Source organism: Streptomyces sp. NBC_00234, assembly GCF_036195325.1.
Lineage (GTDB): Bacteria > Actinomycetota > Actinomycetes > Streptomycetales > Streptomycetaceae > Streptomyces.
Genome location: NZ_CP108101.1, coordinates 3,601,472 through 3,619,173, shown reverse-complemented (window position 1 = coordinate 3,619,173; position 17,702 = coordinate 3,601,472). Strand labels below are relative to the sequence as shown.

At 69.5% G+C, this 17,702-nt stretch carries 17 protein-coding genes and 1 pseudogene; 8 read left to right on the top strand and 10 right to left on the bottom strand.

The window, feature by feature from the left end; genetic code table 11:
* Positions 1-39: 39 nt before the first annotated feature.
* Complete coding sequence (locus tag OG230_RS15620; RefSeq protein ID WP_328910825.1) at positions 40-816, bottom strand: ECF subfamily RNA polymerase sigma factor, BldN family; 777 nt, start codon at positions 814-816, stop codon at positions 40-42.
* A 499-nt stretch (positions 817-1,315) separates the two neighbouring features.
* Positions 1,316-2,248, bottom strand: a complete 933-nt coding sequence (locus OG230_RS15615) for an HAD family hydrolase (RefSeq protein ID WP_328910824.1) — start codon at positions 2,246-2,248, stop codon at positions 1,316-1,318.
* Between the two features lie 159 nt (positions 2,249-2,407).
* Between OG230_RS15615 and OG230_RS15610 the strand changes: the two genes are divergently transcribed.
* The 6 genes from OG230_RS15610 to hemB all read left to right on the top strand — a co-directional run bounded on the left by OG230_RS15610 (position 2,408) and on the right by hemB (position 8,975).
* Positions 2,408-2,683 (top strand): glutaredoxin family protein, encoded by a 276-nt coding sequence (locus OG230_RS15610; protein WP_328910823.1) that lies wholly within the window; start codon positions 2,408-2,410, stop codon positions 2,681-2,683.
* A gap of 272 nt (positions 2,684-2,955) precedes the next feature.
* On the top strand, positions 2,956-3,726 hold the full coding sequence (locus tag OG230_RS15605; protein WP_328910822.1) for a redox-sensing transcriptional repressor Rex: 771 nt from the start codon (positions 2,956-2,958) through the stop codon (positions 3,724-3,726).
* Positions 3,723-5,216 carry a glutamyl-tRNA reductase gene (locus OG230_RS15600; protein WP_328910821.1) on the top strand — a complete coding sequence of 498 codons (1,494 nt, stop codon included), beginning with the start codon at positions 3,723-3,725 and terminating at the stop codon, positions 5,214-5,216. Before OG230_RS15605 ends, OG230_RS15600 begins: the two co-directional genes overlap by 4 nt.
* Positions 5,213-6,199, top strand: coding sequence for a hydroxymethylbilane synthase (gene hemC / locus OG230_RS15595; RefSeq protein WP_328910820.1), 987 nt, complete (start codon positions 5,213-5,215; stop codon positions 6,197-6,199). Before OG230_RS15600 ends, hemC begins: the two co-directional genes overlap by 4 nt.
* Positions 6,196-7,863, top strand: coding sequence for a bifunctional uroporphyrinogen-III C-methyltransferase/uroporphyrinogen-III synthase (locus tag OG230_RS15590; RefSeq protein ID WP_328910819.1), 1,668 nt, complete (start codon positions 6,196-6,198; stop codon positions 7,861-7,863). The genes hemC and OG230_RS15590 overlap by 4 nt, the downstream gene beginning before the upstream one ends.
* A 113-nt stretch (positions 7,864-7,976) precedes the next feature.
* A complete protein-coding gene (gene hemB / locus OG230_RS15585) occupies positions 7,977-8,975 on the top strand; it encodes a porphobilinogen synthase (RefSeq protein ID WP_328910818.1) in 999 nt (332 codons plus the stop codon).
* A gap of 24 nt (positions 8,976-8,999) precedes the next feature.
* On the opposite strand, the gene OG230_RS15580 is transcribed toward hemB, so the two are convergent.
* Entirely contained in the window at positions 9,000-9,350 is a 351-nt protein-coding gene (locus OG230_RS15580; RefSeq protein ID WP_328910817.1) for a hypothetical protein, read from the bottom strand.
* A gap of 132 nt (positions 9,351-9,482) precedes the next feature.
* A complete protein-coding gene (locus OG230_RS15575) occupies positions 9,483-10,220 on the bottom strand; it encodes a DUF4232 domain-containing protein (RefSeq protein WP_328910816.1) in 738 nt (245 codons plus the stop codon).
* 416 nt (positions 10,221-10,636) lie between these two features.
* Between OG230_RS15575 and OG230_RS15570 the strand changes: the two genes are divergently transcribed.
* The gene (locus OG230_RS15570; RefSeq protein WP_328910815.1) at positions 10,637-12,028 is read left to right on the top strand and encodes a helix-turn-helix domain-containing protein; all 1,392 of its coding nucleotides are present in this window, start codon (positions 10,637-10,639) and stop codon (positions 12,026-12,028) included.
* Between the two features lie 87 nt (positions 12,029-12,115).
* Here the strand turns inward: OG230_RS15570 and OG230_RS15565 are convergent, their stop codons facing one another.
* The 3 genes from OG230_RS15565 to OG230_RS15555 are packed head-to-tail and all read right to left on the bottom strand — an operon-like array spanning position 12,116 to position 13,873.
* Complete coding sequence (locus tag OG230_RS15565) at positions 12,116-12,775, bottom strand: maltokinase N-terminal cap-like domain-containing protein (protein WP_328910814.1); 660 nt, start codon at positions 12,773-12,775, stop codon at positions 12,116-12,118.
* A 25-nt stretch (positions 12,776-12,800) separates the two neighbouring features.
* A complete protein-coding gene (locus OG230_RS15560; protein ID WP_328910813.1) occupies positions 12,801-13,052 on the bottom strand; it encodes a DUF397 domain-containing protein in 252 nt (83 codons plus the stop codon).
* Complete coding sequence (locus tag OG230_RS15555; protein ID WP_328910812.1) at positions 13,049-13,873, bottom strand: helix-turn-helix domain-containing protein; 825 nt, start codon at positions 13,871-13,873, stop codon at positions 13,049-13,051. Before OG230_RS15555 ends, OG230_RS15560 begins: the two co-directional genes overlap by 4 nt.
* A 113-nt stretch (positions 13,874-13,986) precedes the next feature.
* Between OG230_RS15555 and OG230_RS15550 the strand changes: the two are divergent.
* A pseudogene (locus OG230_RS15550) lies at positions 13,987-14,388 on the top strand (ATP-binding protein); the annotation flags it as partial.
* Between the two features lie 9 nt (positions 14,389-14,397).
* Here the strand turns inward: OG230_RS15550 and OG230_RS15545 are convergent.
* The 3 genes from OG230_RS15545 to argS form a co-directional block, all read right to left on the bottom strand.
* Positions 14,398-14,811, bottom strand: a complete 414-nt coding sequence (locus tag OG230_RS15545; RefSeq protein WP_328910811.1) for a hypothetical protein — start codon at positions 14,809-14,811, stop codon at positions 14,398-14,400.
* A gap of 3 nt (positions 14,812-14,814) precedes the next feature.
* Positions 14,815-15,378 carry an MFS transporter gene (locus tag OG230_RS15540; RefSeq protein WP_328910810.1) on the bottom strand — a complete coding sequence of 188 codons (564 nt, stop codon included), beginning with the start codon at positions 15,376-15,378 and terminating at the stop codon, positions 14,815-14,817.
* 523 nt (positions 15,379-15,901) lie between these two features.
* Positions 15,902-17,671 (bottom strand): arginine--tRNA ligase, encoded by a 1,770-nt coding sequence (gene argS / locus OG230_RS15535; RefSeq protein ID WP_328911413.1) that lies wholly within the window; start codon positions 17,669-17,671, stop codon positions 15,902-15,904.
* Positions 17,672-17,702 lie beyond the last annotated feature (31 nt).

The window sequence follows — 17,702 nt, the reverse complement described above, 5'->3', positions numbered from 1 at the left end:
TCGGACCAGTGCGTCATGAACCGATCACCGTGGGTCGATTCAGCGGGCATCGTCCGGCAGAAGCCGGGCGAGTGTACGGACGGCGCGGTACTGCAGCGTCTTGATCGCGCCCTCGTTCTTGCCCATCACCCGGGCCGTCTCGGCGACCGAGAGACCTTGCAGGAAACGGAGGGTGACGCACTCCTGCTGTTGTGGATTGAGTCGGCGCACGGCCTGAAGCAGCGCGGCATTGGAGAGGGACTCCAGTACGGAGTCCTCGGGGCTTCGCTCGACCTCGTTGGCGTCGAGCATTTCGCCGGTGGTCACTTCCAGTCGGAAACGACTGGATTTGAAGTGGTCGGCGACCAGGTTTCGAGCGATTGTGACCAGCCAGGCGCCGAAGTCGCGGCCCTGCCAGGTGAAGGTGGAGATGCGGCGGAGCGCGCGCAGGAAGGTCTCGCTGGTGAGGTCCTCCGCTGTCGCCTTCCCGCCCACGCGGTAGTAGATGTACCGGTACACGGTGTCGCTGTACTGGTCGTACAAGCGGCCGAAGGCGTCTGCCTCACCGGCCTGTGCGCGCTCGACAAGATCCATCATGCGAGCGCTGTCGCTGTCGGCCGTCGGCCGACGAACGGTTGACGTGGTCGTGGCGCCGCGGTTGCTGCGTCTTCCGACCGCCGCACCCCGTTCGGCCAGGGCATAGCAGGGGCCGACGGGTGCAGGGGCGGCAAAAGCGGGGACGGCGTACGCGGTGGGGACGAAGCCGCGCAAGCGGTCGACGACCGTTGCGCGCAGCGTAGCCAGGCCCGAGGCGTCAACCCCGACATGTGGGTACACGGGACTCCCAGAGGCAGAGCTTCCATCACGTGCAGTTCGAAAACCGTCACTCGTCGTAGCGGGTGAGGGGCTCCGTCATGCGTCTGAGGAGAATAACGCTTCGTACAGGCGGCGCTACACCCAGTTGCTCAAATCACCGATTACGTCGCTTCCGTAACCTCTAAGTGACTGATCAAGTAGCACATCGTGACCGGTTATTGATCGAATTACTTCGAGAACTGCCTTCGGGCGCGACGGGTTGTGGTCGGAGGATGGCAATCCGACTGGCCGGAGCGGTGGGTGGGGTGGCGCGGGCGGGCGTCCCGTATGGCCGTACGAACCCGGGCGTGGCCCGGCGGAGGCCCGCTTCGGGTGCTCGCCGGGCCGCGGCCGGAGCGGCGCGGGAGGCGGTGCACCCGTGTTCGGGGGGAGCGGGGGAAGCGGGGGAGGCGCGGGCGAGGGGCGCGCGCCGGAGGTGCGGTCGCTTCGGGGCCGGGGCCGGGGCGGGTGCGCCGGTGGGTCAGCGGCGGCGGCGGTGCAGGGCGACCGCCGCCGCGGTGCCGCCGGCCAGGGCGCCCACGCCGGCCGCCGCCGGGATGCCGACCTTCGCCGCCTTGCGGCCGGTGCGGTAGTCGCGCAGGCGCCAGTCCAGGGCGCGGGCGTGCTTGCGGAGCTTGGTGTCCGGGTTGATCGCGTACGGGTGGCCGACCAGGGAGAGCATCGGGATGTCGTTGTGGGAGTCGCTGTAGGCCGCGCAGCGCTCCAGGTCCAGGCCCTCGGCCGCCGCCAGGGCGCGTACCGCCTCGGCCTTCGCGGGTCCGTGCAGCGGCTCGCCGACGAGGCGTCCCGTATAGACGCCGTCGACCGACTCGGCGACCGTACCCAGCGCGCCGGTCAGTCCGAGGCGGCGGGCGATGATCGTGGCGGTCTCCACCGGGGCGGCCGTGACGAGCCAGACCTTCTGCCCGGCGTCCAGGTGGGCCTGGGCGAGGGCGCGGGTGCCGGGCCAGATGCGGTCGGCCATGTACTCGTCATAGATCTCCTCGCCGATGGACATCAGCTCGGAGACGCGGTGGCCCTTGACGATGGACAGGGCGCTGTCGCGGGCGTCCTGCATGTGCTCCGGGTCCTCGACGCCGGCCAGCCTGAACCACGCCTGCTGCCAGGCGAAGCGGGTGAGCTCGCGGCGCTGGAAGAACTTCCGCTTGTACAGGCCGCGGCCGAAGTGGAAGATCGCGGCGCCCTGCATCACGGTGTTGTCGAGGTCGAAGAAGGCCGCGGCACGGTCGTCCCCGGCGACCGGGAACTCGGGTTCCTCGGCCTCCGTGGGAAGCAGGGGCTCGTCGGCGGAGAGTGACGACTTCCGCGCTGCCTCGGCTGCTGCCTCGCCTGCCAGGACGCTCCGTGCTGTCGCGGAGCGCCTACGGGGTGTGAGCCATCCAAGAGCGGCCATGTCGTGAGCATAGCCAGTCTGTTCGTCACTGCCGGACCTGCTGGGATGCGAAGGTGTGAACTCTCCGGGGCCGGATTGTTAAACGGGTGATTCCGGGCGGGTGTGCGCGGGGGTGCCGGGAGCCCGCCGGAGGGGTGCGGGCGGGCGCAGAATGTAGGCATGAGTGCACTGTTGCGTCGTACGAAGAAGAAGCCCGCGGACCGTGTGGTGACCCTGGTGGGAAAGCCGGGGTGCCACCTCTGTGACGACGCCAGGCTGGTGGTGCGCGCCGTCTGCGAGGAGACCGGCGCGTCGTGGGTGGAGAAGGACATCACGCAGGACGAGGCGCTGTACAAGGAGTACTGGGAGCAGATTCCCGTCGTGCTCGTCGACGACGAGCAGCACACGTTCTGGCGGGTGGATCCGGCGAGGTTGCGCAGCGCGCTGGGTGCCTGACCGAAACCCGGTTAACATCATGGGCGTTTTGAGTGGTCTCGGGGGCGTAGACGTGAGGAGTGTGTACCGCCTTGCCCCCTTCGCGCCCGCAACGGGCTGATGCGGTCCATGGTTCCGGGATCGCGCCGGGAATGCGCGTGACCCCGGTCACTTTGACCGGACAAAACGGACACTATCTTTGTGCACGCGTTCACAAAGACATAGCCTGCATTCGACGGGGCGGTCTTGGGACATACGGCCGCCTGCAGCCCCGCTCATCCCGCAGGAGCACCGTGGCAACTGGCCGAACTCACCGACCGGCGACCCGTAGCCGAGGAATTCCCGAGGCCACCGTCGCCCGACTTCCGCTGTATCTCCGCGCATTGACGGCGCTCTCCGAGCGCTCGGTTCCCACGGTCTCGTCCGAGGAACTCGCCGCGGCGGCGGGGGTCAACTCCGCCAAGCTCCGCAAGGACTTCAGCTACCTGGGGTCCTACGGCACGCGTGGTGTCGGGTACGACGTCGAGTATCTCGTCTACCAGATCTCCCGTGAGCTCGGGCTCACCCAGGACTGGCCGGTCGTCATCGTCGGTATCGGTAACCTCGGCGCCGCCCTCGCGAACTACGGCGGCTTCGCCTCCCGCGGTTTCCGGGTCGCGGCCCTGATCGACGCCGACCCCGCCATGGCGGGTACGCCCGTCGCCGGGATCGCCGTCCAGCACAGCGATGAGCTGGAGAAGATCATCAGCGACAACGGGGTGTCGATCGGTGTCATCTCCACTCCGGCCGGTGCCGCGCAGCAGGTCTGCGACCGGCTCGTCGCCGCGGGTGTGACCTCCATCCTGAACTTCGCTCCGACGGTTCTCTCCGTGCCCGACGGGGTCGACGTGCGCAAGGTCGACCTCTCCATCGAGCTCCAGATCCTCGCGTTCCACGAGCAGCGCAAGGCCGGCGAGGAAGCCGCCGGGAACAACGCCGACCAGGCCGACGCACCGCCCCTGCGTGCCACGCCCGCGAGCCGGAAGGGACCCGACGGGGACATGCCCGCCGTGATGCCGGCATGAGCCTCCTCGTCGTAGGTCTGAGCCACCGCAGCGCTCCCGTCTCCGTACTGGAGCGGGCCTCGCTGGCCGCCGAGACCCAGGCCAAGCTGTTGCAGGACACCCTCGCCGCGGAGCCCGCGACCGAGGCCGCCGTGCTGGCCACCTGCAACCGCATCGAGCTGTACGCCGACGTGGACAAGTTCCACGCGGGCGTCGCCGAGCTGTCCACCCTGCTCGCCCAGCACAGCGGGGTCGGTCTCGACGAGCTCACTCCCTATCTCTATGTGCACTACGAGGACCGGGCCGTCCACCACCTCTTCTCGGTGGCCTGCGGTCTGGACTCGATGGTCGTGGGCGAGGGCCAGATCCTCGGCCAGATCAAGGACGCGCTCGCGCTGGGGCAGGAGCTCCACACCGCGGGACGCCTCCTCAACGACCTCTTCCAGCAGGCGCTGCGGGTCGGCAAGCGTGCCCACAGCGAGACCGGGATCGACCGGGCCGGGCAGTCGCTCGTCACCTTCGGTCTCGAACAGCTCGCCGACGGCGGCGAGGTCACCGACTGGGCGGGCGGCAAGCGAGCCCTGGTGATCGGCGCCGGCTCGATGTCCTCGCTCGCCGCCGCAACCCTGGCCCGCGCCGGTGTCGCCGAGATCGTCGTCGCCAACCGGACCAGGGCCCGCGCCGACCGGCTCGTCGAGATCCTCGGGCAGAGCGGTACGACGGCCCGTGCCGTGGAGATGGCCGGTGTCTCCGGCGAACTGACACGTGCCGATGTCGTCGTCTCCTGCACCGGCGCGACCGGGCTCGTCCTGACCGCCGAGGCCGTCGCCGAAGCGCTCGGAGCGCCGTTCGACGCCGCTGCCGAGGTGCCGGCCGCACCCTTCGCCGCCACGGCGGAGCTCGACCAGCACGCCGCCTGGGTGGAGAACGGTTCCGCCACCGCGACCGCGCAGGAACGGACCGTCCGCCGGGCCACCGTGCCCGCGCAGAGCTCCGGCTCCCGCCCCGTCCGGCTCGCGCTCCTGGACCTCGCCATGCCGCGCGACATCGACGGTGCGGCCCACCGCATCGACGGTGTGCGCCTCGTCGACATCGAGTCGCTCGCCGAGGCGTCCGCGGACGCCCCGATGGCCGCCGATGTGGACCAGGTGCGCACCATCGTCGCCGACGAGGTCGCCGCCTTCGGTGCCGCGCAGCGCGCCGCCCACATCACCCCGACCGTCGTCGCCCTGCGCACCATGGCCGCCGATGTGGTGGCCGGCGAGATCGCGCGGCTCGACGGACGCCTCCCCGACCTGGACGAGAAGCAGCGCGCCGAGATCACGCAGACCGTGCGCCGCGTCGTCGACAAGCTCCTGCACGCGCCCACCGTGCGGGTCAAGCAGCTCGCCAGCGAGCCCGGCGGCGCCGGGTACGCCGATGCGCTGCGGGAACTCTTCGACCTTGACCCGCAGACGGTCGCCGCCGTCTCCCGGGCAGACCTGAACGACCCGAATAGAGGGCGGTCATGACCGACAACTCATCCCTGGGCGCGCCGGCCCCGGCGCCGCTCAGGCTGGGCACCCGCCGCAGCAAGCTCGCCATGGCGCAGTCCGGCCTGGTCGCAGAAGCGGTCAGGGAGGTGACCGGACGTGCCGTCGAGCTCGTCGAGATCACCACGTACGGAGACACCTCCAAGGAGCATCTCGCGCAGATCGGCGGGACCGGCGTATTCGTCGCCGCGCTGCGCGAGGCGCTCCTGCGCGGCGAGGTGGACTTCGCCGTCCACTCGCTGAAGGACCTGCCGACGGCCCAGCCCGAGGGCCTCGTCCTCGCGGCCGTGCCGCAGCGCGAGGACCCGCGTGACGTGCTGGTGGCGCGGGACGGGCTGACCTTCGAGCAGCTGCCGTCCGGTGCCCGCATCGGCACCGGCTCGCCGCGCCGCATGGCGCAGCTCAACGCGTACGCCCGGTCCCACGGCCTCGACATCGAGACCGTGCCGATCCGGGGCAACGTCGATACGCGTATCGGATTTGTACGAAGCGGGGAGCTCGACGCGGTGGTACTCGCCGCCGCCGGGCTCAGCCGCCTCGGCCGGACCGGTGAGGTGACCGACTTCCTGCCGGTCGACACCGTTCTGCCCGCTCCCGGTCAGGGAGCACTGGCGATCGAATGTGCTGCAACCAGCACGGACCTCGCCGCCGCGCTCGCCGAGCTCGACGACCCGTACACCCGGGCCGCCGTGACCGCCGAGCGTGCCCTGCTCGCCGCCCTGGAGGCCGGCTGCTCCGCACCTGTGGGTGCGCTGGCCGACCTCCTGGTCGACGGTCAGACTGTCAACGAACTGCGCCTGCGCGGTGTCGTCGGTTCCACCGACGGTTCCTCGCTGGTGCAGCTGTCCACCACCGGTCCCGTCCCCACGTCGCACGACGACGCGGCGGCCCTCGGTCGCGAGCTCGCGGCCGAGATGCTTGCCAAGGGTGCGGCCGGTCTTATGGGGGAGCGAGCACTTTGAGCCCCACCGGCCCCGCCGCATCCGACTTTCCTGTCCTGCCCGCAGGGCACGTCACCTTCCTCGGCGCCGGTCCCGGCGACCCGGGACTGCTGACTCTGCGCGCTGTCGAGGCGCTCGCGAGCGCGGACGTCCTTGTCGCCGAACCGGACGTTCTCGACGTCGTTCGCCGCCATGCGCGGGCAGGCGTAAGCACGCCTGAGCTGACGGTTGTTGACGTGGCGTCAACGGCCGCCGGAGTACCCGTTCTCAGGGATGCGGCCAATCTTGTCATGGAGGCAGCGAAGGGCGGCAGGCGGGTCGTCCGAGCCATTTCGGGTGACCCCGGCCTCGACGGCAGCGCGGGCGCGGAGATGCTCGCCTGTGCCGCCGCGGGCGTGCCCTTCGAGGTCGTGCCCGGTGTCGCCAACGTCGTGGGCGTGCCCGCGTACGCCGGTGTGCCGCTGCGCGACGCCCAGGGCACCGACGTGCGTTTCGTCGACGCCCGTACCGCGTCGGACCGCTGCTGGGCCGAGGTCGGGGCGAGCGATGCCACGGCCGTCGTGTCCACGACGCTCGACGCGGTGGCCGCGGCTGCCGGTGAGCTGGTCTCGGCGGGCCGCAAGCCCGACACCCCGCTGACCGTCACGATCGCCGGCACCACGACCCGCCAGCGCACCTGGACGGCGACGCTCGGGACGATCGCCCAGCTGTTCAAGCAGACGAAGGTGCTCCCGTCGCCGGACGGGCACCAGCCCGTCATAGCCGTGGTCGGGGAACGCAGCTCCGCCGCCCAGCGCGAACAGCTCGCGTGGTTCGAGTCCAAGCCGATGTTCGGCTGGAAGGTGCTCGTGCCGCGTACCAAGGAGCAGGCGGCTTCGCTCTCCGACCAGCTTCGTTCCTACGGCGCCGTGCCGCACGAGGTGCCGACGATCGCCGTCGAGCCGCCGCGTACGCCGCAGCAGATGGAGCGCGCGGTCAAGGGCCTGGTGACGGGCCGCTACGAGTGGATCGCCTTCACTTCGGTCAATGCCGTGAAGGCCGTCCGGGAGAAGTTCGAGGAGTACGGGCTCGACGCCCGTGCCTTCGCCGGGATCAAGGTCGCGGCCGTCGGTGAGCAGACGGCCGCCGCGCTGATCGACTTCGGTGTGAAGCCGGACCTGGTGCCGTCCGGCGAGCAGTCCGCTGCCGGGCTGCTGGAGGACTGGCCGCCGTACGACCCGGTCTTCGACCCGATCGACCGTGTCTTCCTGCCGCGCGCCGACATCGCCACCGAGACCCTGGTGGCCGGGCTCATCGAGCTGGGCTGGGAGGTCGACGACGTCACCGCGTACCGCACGGTCCGGGCCTCGCCGCCGCCCGCCGACACGCGTGAGGCCATCAAGGGCGGCGGTTTCGACGCGGTGCTCTTCACCTCGTCGTCGACCGTGCGGAACCTCGTCGGTATCGCGGGCAAGCCGCACAACGTGACGGTGATCGCGTGTATCGGCCCGGCCACGGCGAAGACCGCCGAGGAGCACGGACTGCGGGTGGACGTGCTGTCCCCCGAGCCGTCGGTGCACAAGCTGGCCGAGGCGCTCGCGGCGTTCGGCGCACAGCGCCGGGACGCGGCCAAGGAGGCCGGTGACCCGGTGACCCGGCCGAGCGAGCGGCGCCCGGGTGCGCGTCGTCGTCGTACGACGACCTGACCGGTCCGGCTGCGGGTGTGGGGGGTCCGGCTGCTTCGGCGGCCGGGCCCCTGCCGCGTTTTCCGGCGCGGGTGTCGGTAAGAGGCCGCTGTGTACGGGTCTATCGTCGAAGGATGACTGTGTACGGAAACTTCCCCGGCTCCCGCCCCCGGCGGCTGCGGACGACGCCCGTGATGCGACGCATGGTCGCCGAGACCCGGCTCGACCCGGCGAACCTGATCCTCCCCGCGTTCGTACGCGAGGGCATCGACGCGCCGGTCGCCATCTCGGCCATGCCCGGCGTGCAGCAGCACACCCTGGACACCCTGCGGAAGGCCGCCGTGGACGCGGTGTCGGCCGGTGTCTCGGGGATCATGCTCTTCGGTGTCCCGGTGGACGAGAAGAAGGACGCCCGGGGCACGGCGGGCACGGACCCGGACGGCATCCTCCAGGTCGCCCTGCGCGCGGTGCGGGAAGAGGTCGGTGACGATCTCGTCGTCATGTCCGACCTCTGTCTGGACGAGTACACCGATCACGGTCACTGCGGTGTCCTGACGGACGACGGCCGCGTCGACAACGACGCCACGCTGGAGCGGTACGCCGAGATGGCGCAGGTCCAGGCCGACGCGGGCGCCCATGTGGTCGGCCCCAGCGGAATGATGGACGGCCAGGTCGGTGTCGTCCGTGACGCGCTGGACCAGACCGGGTACGAGGACGTGTCGATCCTCGCCTACACGGCGAAGTACTCGTCCGCGTTCTACGGGCCGTTCCGTGAGGCGGTCGGTTCCTCGCTGAAGGGCGACCGCAAGACGTACCAGCAGGACCCGGCGAACGCCCGTGAGTCGCTGCGCGAGCTGGCGCTCGACCTCGAAGAGGGCGCCGACATGGTCATGGTGAAGCCGGCCGGACCGTACCTGGACGTCCTGGCGAAGGTCGCGGAGTCGGTGGACGTGCCGGTCGCCGCGTACCAGATCAGTGGTGAGTACTCGATGATCGAGGCAGCGGCCGAGCGGGGCTGGATCGACCGGGATGCCGCGATCATGGAGAGCCTGACGGGGATCCGCCGGGCGGGTGCGCAGATGATCCTGACGTACTGGGCGACCGAGGTCGCGCAGCGGTTGGGGCGGGGCTAGGGTCCCGGTCTCTCCCGGTCTCTGTTACGGCCAGTCGACCAGGGCCGCGAACGTCACGTAGGTGAGGAACACCGTGGCGGGCGCGAGCACGGTGACGAGCACCCTGCGGGCGGCGTTGCGTGGCCGCCACGGGAGTGCCCAGGCGGCCACCAGCAGGATCAGTGCGAGCACCAGGCCGCAGCAGAGCACCGTCCACGCCGGGCCGAAGCTCGCGTCGAAGCGGTCGGCCTCGGCGTCCATGCAGGAGTCGCAGGCCATCGGCGAGAGCGCGCCGAAGACCAGGGCGAAGAACGCGAGCGGCAGCGTGACGAGTGTGGAGACGAGCGGGGCGATCCAGGCGCGGGAGTCGCGGGGACTGGTGAGGTCATCGGGCATGTGTACGAGTCAACTCCGCGCCCGGGATCGCCGCATGAGTCGTCGTACTCAGGGACAGCTCATGCGGCGACTGCGGTTGATGTCTCCACGGGGTGCGGCCGGCGACGGCGCAGGTGCTGCGAGCCGTACTGCTCAGTACGTGAGCGCATCGTCCATGCTCGTCTGCCAGTAGGTGACGCTCAGGCTGCTGTCCACGAACACGCTCTTGGCGAGCGGCACCTTGACCGCAGAGCCGGTGCCGTCGGAGTTGCCGTCGCGGTTCTGGAAGCTGACGGTCAGGTCCTTGGTGGAGTAGCCGTTCGTGCCGCTGCCGTCAGCGGCCGAGGTCATGACGCCGGTGTAGACGGACTCGCCCGGGTTGATGGTCGCCACCGCCTGCGGCTTGCTGTCGTCGAACGTCTTCGGAACGGACTGGGCGTCGCCGAACCGCAGGTAGGGGTAGGAGTAGGCGTTGCAGGCCTTCGAACCGGTGTTGGTCATCGTGAGCAGCATGTGGTTGACCGGCCGTTGTACCTCGGTCATCGTCAGCTTGGTGTTCGTTCCGGTGCATGCCAGCACGACTGCATCGTCGACGTCCTGCGGCTCGGCCGTGGACGCATCGTCACCGGAGCCCGAACCGGAACCCGAACCGGAGTCCGGAGCGGAGGAGTTCTTGCCCTGGTCGGTGGACGGAGCCGCCGAGCTCTTGTCGGCGGAGGCGCCGGAGCTCTCCGCCGGGGGCGGGGAGGACGAGCCGGCCGGAGCGGAGGCGCTGCCGCCGGACGCCGCTTCGTCGTCGCCCTGGCAGGCCGTCAGCGACAGGGATGCGATCAGTGCGACAGCCCCGAGGGCAGAGGTGCGGGCGGCGCGGCGGAGGTGAAGGTTACGCATGAGGTGTCTTTTCCGTTCGGAAGGTGTCGTGGAGTGTGGGGCGCCGCTTTGGCGCACCGGGAGCTGACGGGTGTACTGGACAATGACGTGGGGTCAGAGGTGCCGCGGGAGTGCGATGACGGTCGTGACAGAGGCGATCAGAACTCCTGCGGCCACTACATCGGTCAGGCTGAGTCGAGGACGGGTACGCACGGCGGCTCCCGGGGACGGGCAAGTGGTGGATGCACGAGTCGCGCTGCGTGCCCTTGCAGGGGTGCTGCTGCGGTGTGTTCCAACATCGTGTCCGGCCCTCGAGGCCGGTGGCAACGGTTGCCGGTCGGTACGGGACGCTGGAACGGAAGTAGGGCCTCTGACCTGCGATGACATCCCCTGCCTGGAACGCCGTTCCGGGAGGGTAGGAGAGGGGAACGGTCGGGGTGGGCACGGAGATCCAGGACTTCGCGGCATTGCTCAGGGGGCTGAAACAGCGCTCCGGGCTGAGTTACGGAGCGCTCGCCCAGAAGCTGCACATGAGCACCTCCACGATTCACCGGTACTGCAACGGTGACGCGGTCCCGCACGACTATGCGCCGGTCGAACGCTTCGCGCGCGTGTGCCGTGCGCAGTCGGACGAACTGGTGGCGTTGCACCGGCAGTGGATTCTGGCCGACGAGGCGAAGCGGCGAGGTGCTCGGAAGGCGGAGGCTGTCGGGGCGGTCGAGCCGGCGGCGGTGACGTCGGAGCTCGCGGCCTCGCCGCCGGAACCGGAAGCGGAACCGAAACCGGAATCAGAACCGGCTCCGACACCGGCACCGGAGTCAGCGGCTGACGATGTGACCCCGGATGCGCGGCCCTCCGCTACCGCGCCCGCCCCGGGACGGCCGTCCGGCAAGCGGCTGCGTGTCCTGCTCGCGGCCGTCGCGGTGGTGGCGGTCACCGTGCCCGCCGCGCTGGCGATCAGCAACTACACGGGCGACCGCACGCACGACGAGGGCATGGACACGTCCCGCAGCAACGCACCGGCCACGCCGAGCCGGAGCGGCAGCATGTCTCCGTCACCGAGTCCTGCGAAAACCTCGCCGTCCGCGACCAGCGGCTCCGTGACACCCTCCGCCACGGCCACGAGGTCCACCGCCCCCAAGGGGGCGGACGGAAAGGGAGGGAAGGGGACCGGTTCCCAGGGCGTGCCGGTGACCGCCACCATCAGTTCGTACAACTGGGATTGGCCCTGCGGGCAGTACTACCTGCTCGACCGGGAACCCCAGGGCATGCCGCCGGCGCCCGAGGTCCAGGACAGGGACAGGCGCGCCTGGGCGGCGCAACTGGGCGGAGTGGACGGGGGAGACATGCTGCTCGAGCTCACCCTGCAGGGAGCTTCGCAGGAGGCGGTCGTTCTGAACGCGCTTCATGTACGGGTGGTATCGCAGGCGGCGGCCACCGACTGGCCCGCGTACTCGATGGGGGAGGGCTGCGGGGGCGGCATCGTGCCGCAGACGTTCGATATCGACCTGGACGACAGCCAGCCCGCCTCGCAGCCGGTCGCCGGTGAGGACGCCGGCAGGGTCGTTCCAGCGAAGGACTTTCCGTACCGGGTGAGCTCCACCGACGTGGAGGTGTTCCACGTCGACGCGCACACGGAGGGCCACGACGTGACCTGGTACCTGGAGCTGGAATGGTCCAGCGGGGGCCGGAGCGGGACCGTGCGCATCGACGACAACGGCAAGCCGTTTCGTACGAGCAGCATGAGGGACCGGCCCGTGTACGAATACCGGTCCGATAAGGCCGAGTGGGAGGACATCTCGGATTCGCTGGAGGGGCAGGGCAACTGACGACGGCCGGGTTGTCGCTGGGTGCGCCCCAGCGATATCCCGGCCCACGTGATCAGAGGCGCTCGGGCGTCCGGATGCCGTCACAGCTCATGCGGCGGGGTGCTGAACGAGGGCGAACACCGTGCGGGCCTTGGTGCCGTCGGGCAGTGGTGCGTCTGCGGTGACGTGGCCCAGGGGCTGGGCGGTGAGGCCCTGGCCCGGCTGGAGGACGCGGTTGATGCGGATGGTCAGCTGGCGTCCGTCGGCTGCTGTCTCCACGAGGATGTCCGTGCCGTCCGGGTCGTCGGTCGTGGACGTGAGCGTGGCTGTGGTGGGGGGCTCCGCGAACCAGCCGGTGACGGACGGGTCGGGGGCGTCGCTCGCGCTCTGCATCTGTGGCTCGGCCGCGCCGACGATCAGTGCGAACAGTTGGGCGACCAGGACCGGGTCGTGCGTCCCGTCGTACACCCATCGCCGACCCAGCACCCCGTGCTCGGTCGTGCCGATGAGCGCCTTGTCGGCGCCCGCGATCGGTGCGCCGCGGTAGCTGAACGGCACGTGGTACGAGACCGGTTGGTCCCCCGAGGTGTCGGTGACCACCATGAACTCGATCCCCACCTCGCCCTCCGGGTCGTCCAGCCGGAACCCGCCGGTCCTGGCCAGCTCGGGCTGCTGTCCCTTGCCTCGGTACCAGGGCTGCGCGGGCAGCCAGGAGGCGAGGAGTTCCAGCTTGGTGGGCGTCAGTGTGGTGCGGTGGATGACAGCCATGGCGGTGGTAGCTCTCCCGTGGGGCTCAGACGAGTCGCCGGTCGGCGGCGAATCCGGCGAAGGCGGCCCAGGTGGTGGGCGCGACGGTGAGGGTGGGGCCGTCGGGGTTCTTGGAGTCCCGGACGTGGATGGCGGTGGGGTGGGCGGCGATCTCGACGCACTGCCCGCCCTCGCTGCCGCTGTAGCTCGACTTGTGCCAGGTGTAGGCGACTTCGAGGCATTCGCCGCCGTCGCTGCCGCTGTAGCTGGACTTGAACCACTCAAGTGCGGTGCTCATTGCTCTCCTAGCAGCTCGTCCAACAGGTCCCTCGTCTCCTCGGTGTTGAGGGCCTGCGTACGCAGCATTGCATACCTCTGCGCGAGGATGCTGATCTCGTCGGGGTCGGAGATGAGCTGGCTGCCGCGCTGGCTTTCGGTGTAAGCGATGCGCTGATAGTCCGGCGTTTCCACCAGAATGAATGGCCCGTCGAGCCCTGCGTGAGTCCGCCTGGCTAGTGGCATGACTTGGAGGGTGATGCCCGGAAGATCGGCGCAGGCGCGAAGATGGCCCAAGGTCTCCCGATACACCTCGTTGCCGCCGAGGCGGTCGCGCAGAGTGGCCTCGGAGATGACGAAGCTGGTGGTCGGGGGTACTTTGCGGCGCAGAATGTCCTGACGCTTCAGTCGCTTGAAGACATGAACGTCGATCTCTTCCCCACTGAATGTAGGGACTCGGCTGTCGAAGACGGCTCGGGCGTAGTTCTCGGTCTGAAGCAGCCCGGGCAGAACCTGGTTTGCGAAGAAGCAGAGAGCAAGTGCCTCTTGTTCCAGGTCCATGTACTCCTCCGCCCACGCCGGGATCAGGTCGACCTCCGGCATGTTCTCCACCGCCGTCTCCAGCGCCCCCTTCGTCTCCAGCAGCCGGTCCAACTGGCGTGCCAGATCCGGGAGTAGTGCACGTCTGCCCTGCTCGATCGAGGCGATCGTCTCCACCTGGAGGCCGACCCGGTCCGCGAGCTGGGCCTGCGTCAGGCCGGCCGCGATGCGGAACACGCTGACCAGTTTGCCTACGAGCTTCATCGCCGACGCGTTCTTGCGCTGCCGTTTCCTGGGGTGCATACGGTCCCCACTCCCCGCCCTCGTCCGTACTTCACGCACGAGCGACCCGTACAAGAAATCTGTACGGGTGCACGTACTGCTCCACGTTAGTCACGGAGTGTGACTCTCGTCCCATGAACGAGACGATGCAACTCTCGCTGCTGCGCGAGCGGTTCTACCGGCGGGAGCGCCGATCGGTCCCGGCAGCGCGGGAGTTCGTACGAGCGGCGGCCGTCGACTGGGGGTTCGGGGCGGCGCGGCTGGACGACGTACTGCTGTGTGCGAGCGAGCTGGCGACCAACGCGCTGGTGCACAAGGTTCCGCCGGGGCGCGGGTACCAGGTGCGGTTGCTGCTGCGGGAGGAGGGTCGGGCGCTGCGGATCGAGGTCCACGACAGCGGTGGCGGTGAGCCGGGGGTGCGGGAGCCGGACGGGGAGTCCGGGCGGGGGCTCCTGCTCGTGGCCGCGCTCGCCGACCGGTGGGGGGTGGGCGAGCGCGAGCCGGGCAAGGTTGTGTGGTGCGAGTTCGGGCAGGCGCCAACGGGGTTACGGGGCGGTCGGTACCGCCTGTCGTGCCGGGGTCCGGTCCTGGACGGCGGCCGGCTGTACGGCGAGTCGGCGCAGGCGTGCTGTGCAGACGATGCCGACTGCCGAGATGGCCATCAGCATGACCGCCGGGGGCCAGTAGTGGCCGCCCGCCGCTGCCGCGAGGGAGACCGCGGCGAGGGGTGCGAGGCCGCCGAAGATCATGTTGCAGATCTGGTAGGAGAGGGAGATGCCGGTGTAGCGGACGTGCGGGGCGAAGCCCTCTACGAGGATCGACGCGATGGGCCCGTACAGCGCCGACATCACGAGACGCATGGCCAGCATCATCAGCCAGATGAGTACGACGCTGCCGGTGCCCAGCACCATGAACTGGGGGATCGAGAGGACGATGACGCCCACCAGGCCGGCGATCACGACCTAGTGCGGTCCCACCTTGTCGGCGAGCCAGGACAGCCACGGTGTGACGAGGAGTTCCAGGAACGCCGCCAGGGTCAGGCCGTTGAGCAGCATCGACTCCGACAGGTGGAGGTCTCCGGTGCCGTACGAGAGCAGGAAGCTGGTCACGACGTAGTAGCCGCCGGTCGCGGTGGCGAGGGCGAAGACGCCGATGAGGACCGTGCGCCAGGCATTCTGGAAGACCTCCACGACCGGCAGCTTGGTCTCGCCCTTCGTCTCCTGTTCCTTGTGTACGTCCTCCATGACCGGGGACTCCTCCAGCTTCACCCGGACGATGAGGCCGATGATCACCAGTACGGCGGAGGCGAGGAAGGGCACGCGCCGGCCCCAGGCGTTGAACGCCTCGTCGCCGAAGAGGCTCATCAGGCTGAAGGCGCTGGTGGAGAGCAGGGCGCCGACGGACGAGCCGAGCTGGGCGAACGATCCGAAGAAGGAGGCATTGCCGGGCGGGGCGTTCTCCACGGCGATCAGTACCGCGCCGCCCCACTCCCCGCCGATCGCGATGCCCTGGACCAGGCGCAGCACGATCAGCAGGATCGGGGCGAGGGCCCCGACCGAGGATGATGCCGCCGAGCGGGCGCAGCAGGAAGCCGATGGCGAAGGTCGCGAAGGCGGCGGGTGGTGCCGGACTACCGGGACTGAGGCGCACGGGCGGACCGGGAAGGCGCAGGTCACGGGGCTCGCGGTGCCCATAGACCCCATGAGGCCCGCACGTAAGGCGGCTTCCGGCCGATTCCGGGCTGCTACGGTGCCCGCGTATTGTCCGCGAACGTGAGGAACCGAGTCCAGTGATCGCCCAGTTGTCGCGCTATACCCGTCACATGATCATGCTGATCATCGTCGGTGTCCTGCTTATTTGGGTATCCCAGATGGGCGAGTCCTCGGGTGGCTTCCTTGCCGCGGGAATCGCCTCTGCCCTTCTCGGGGTGGGACTCCTGGTGCTGACGATAGTGGGCGGGCGTCGGTCCCCGCGTCCGTAGCGCTGCGTCGTCCGGCCATGTGTAAGGGGCCCCTTACACATGGCCGGACGTGTGAAGCTCAGAGATGCTCAGAGACGCTCGGGCGTCCGGATGCCGAGCAGCGCCATGCCCTGGTGCAGGGTGCGGGCGGTCACGTCGCAGAGGAAGAGCCGGTTCTCGACCACCTCGGCCGAGTTGTCCTCGCTCAGCACGTGGCACTGGTCGTAGAACGTCGTGTAGAGCGACGCCAGCTGGTAGAGGTACGCGGCCAGCTTGTGCGGCTCGTATCCGGCGGCCACCTCGGACAGGACCTCGCCGAACTGGTCCAGGTGCAGCCCCAGCGCGCGCTCGGCCGGGGCCAGTTCCAGCTCCGGGTGCGCCACCGGCTTCGCGTCGCCGGCCTTGCGCAGGATGGAGCGGATACGCGCGTACGCGTACTGGAGGTACACCGAGGTGTCGCCGTTGAGCGACACCATCTGGTCCAGGTCGAACTTGTAGTCCCGGACGGCGGAGGTCGACAGGTCCGCGTACTTCACGGCGCCGATGCCCACGTACTCGCCGTTCTCGACGATCTCCTGCTCGCTCAGGCCCACCTTCTCGGCCTTCTCGCGGACCACGGCCGTCGCCCGGTCGATCGCCTCGTCGAGCAGGTCCACCAGCCGGACCGTCTCGCCCTCACGGGTCTTGAACGGCTTGCCGTCCTTGCCGAGCACCGTGCCGAAGGCCAGCTGGTGCGCCTTCACGTCCTCGTTGAGCCAGCCCGCGCGCCGGGCCGTCTCGAAGACCATCTTGAAGTGCAGGGACTGCCGGGCGTCCACCACGTACACCAGGGTGTTCGCCTTGAGGTTCTGCACCCGGTCGCGGATCGCGGAGAGGTCGGTCGCCGCGTAGCCGTAGCCGCCGTTCGTCTTCTTGACGATCAGCGGGACCTTGTTGCCGTCGGGGCCCTTCACGTCGTCGAAGAACACGCACAGCGCACCCTCGGAGCGGACGGCGACGCCCGTCTCCTCCAGGATCCGGCAGGTGTCCTCGAGCATGTCGTTGTAGCCGGACTCGCCGACGACGTCGGGGTCGCGGATGTCCATGTCGAGCTTGTTGAAGACGGAGTAGAAGTAGATCTTCGACTCGTCCACGAAGCGCTGCCACATGGCGAGCGTCTCCGCGTCGCCGGCCTGGAGCGCCACGACCCGGTCACGGGAGCGGGCCTTGAACTCCTCGTCGGAGTCGAAGAGCACCCGCGACGCCTTGTAGAGGCGGTTCAGCGAGGACATGGCCGCTTCGCCGTCCTCGGCGCCGCCCTGGTGGTCCAGCTCGTGCGGGTGCTCGATCAGGTACTGGATGAGCATGCCGAACTGCGTGCCCCAGTCGCCGATGTGGTGGCGCCGGACCACGTTCTCGCCGGTGAACTCCAGGATCTGCACCATCGCGTCACCGATGACCGCCGAACGCAGGTGGCCGACGTGCATCTCCTTGGCCACGTTCGGCTGGGCGTAGTCGATGACCGTGGTGCCCGCGGCCGTGTCGTACGGGACCCCGAGCCGGTCGCCGTCGGCGGCGCGCGCGGCCAGGGTCTCGATGATCGCCTTGTCGGTCAGCGTGATGTTGAGGAAGCCGGGGCCCGAGACCTCGATGTCCTTGATCAGCTCGCCCGCCGGAAGGGCGGCGGTGACCTGGGACGCGAGCTCGCGCGGGTTGCCCTTGAGCTTCTTGGCGAGCGCGAGGATGCCGTTGGCCTGGAAGTCGGCCCGGTCGCTTCGGCGCAGCAGCGGGTCCGCGGTGCCGACATCCGGCAGAGCTGCCGTCAGGGCGTCCGCCAGCTGCTGCTGGAGCGTGGAAGCGAGGGAATTGACCGAGGCCATGAGCTGGCTGCCGTTTCCGTAGGGGTACAAG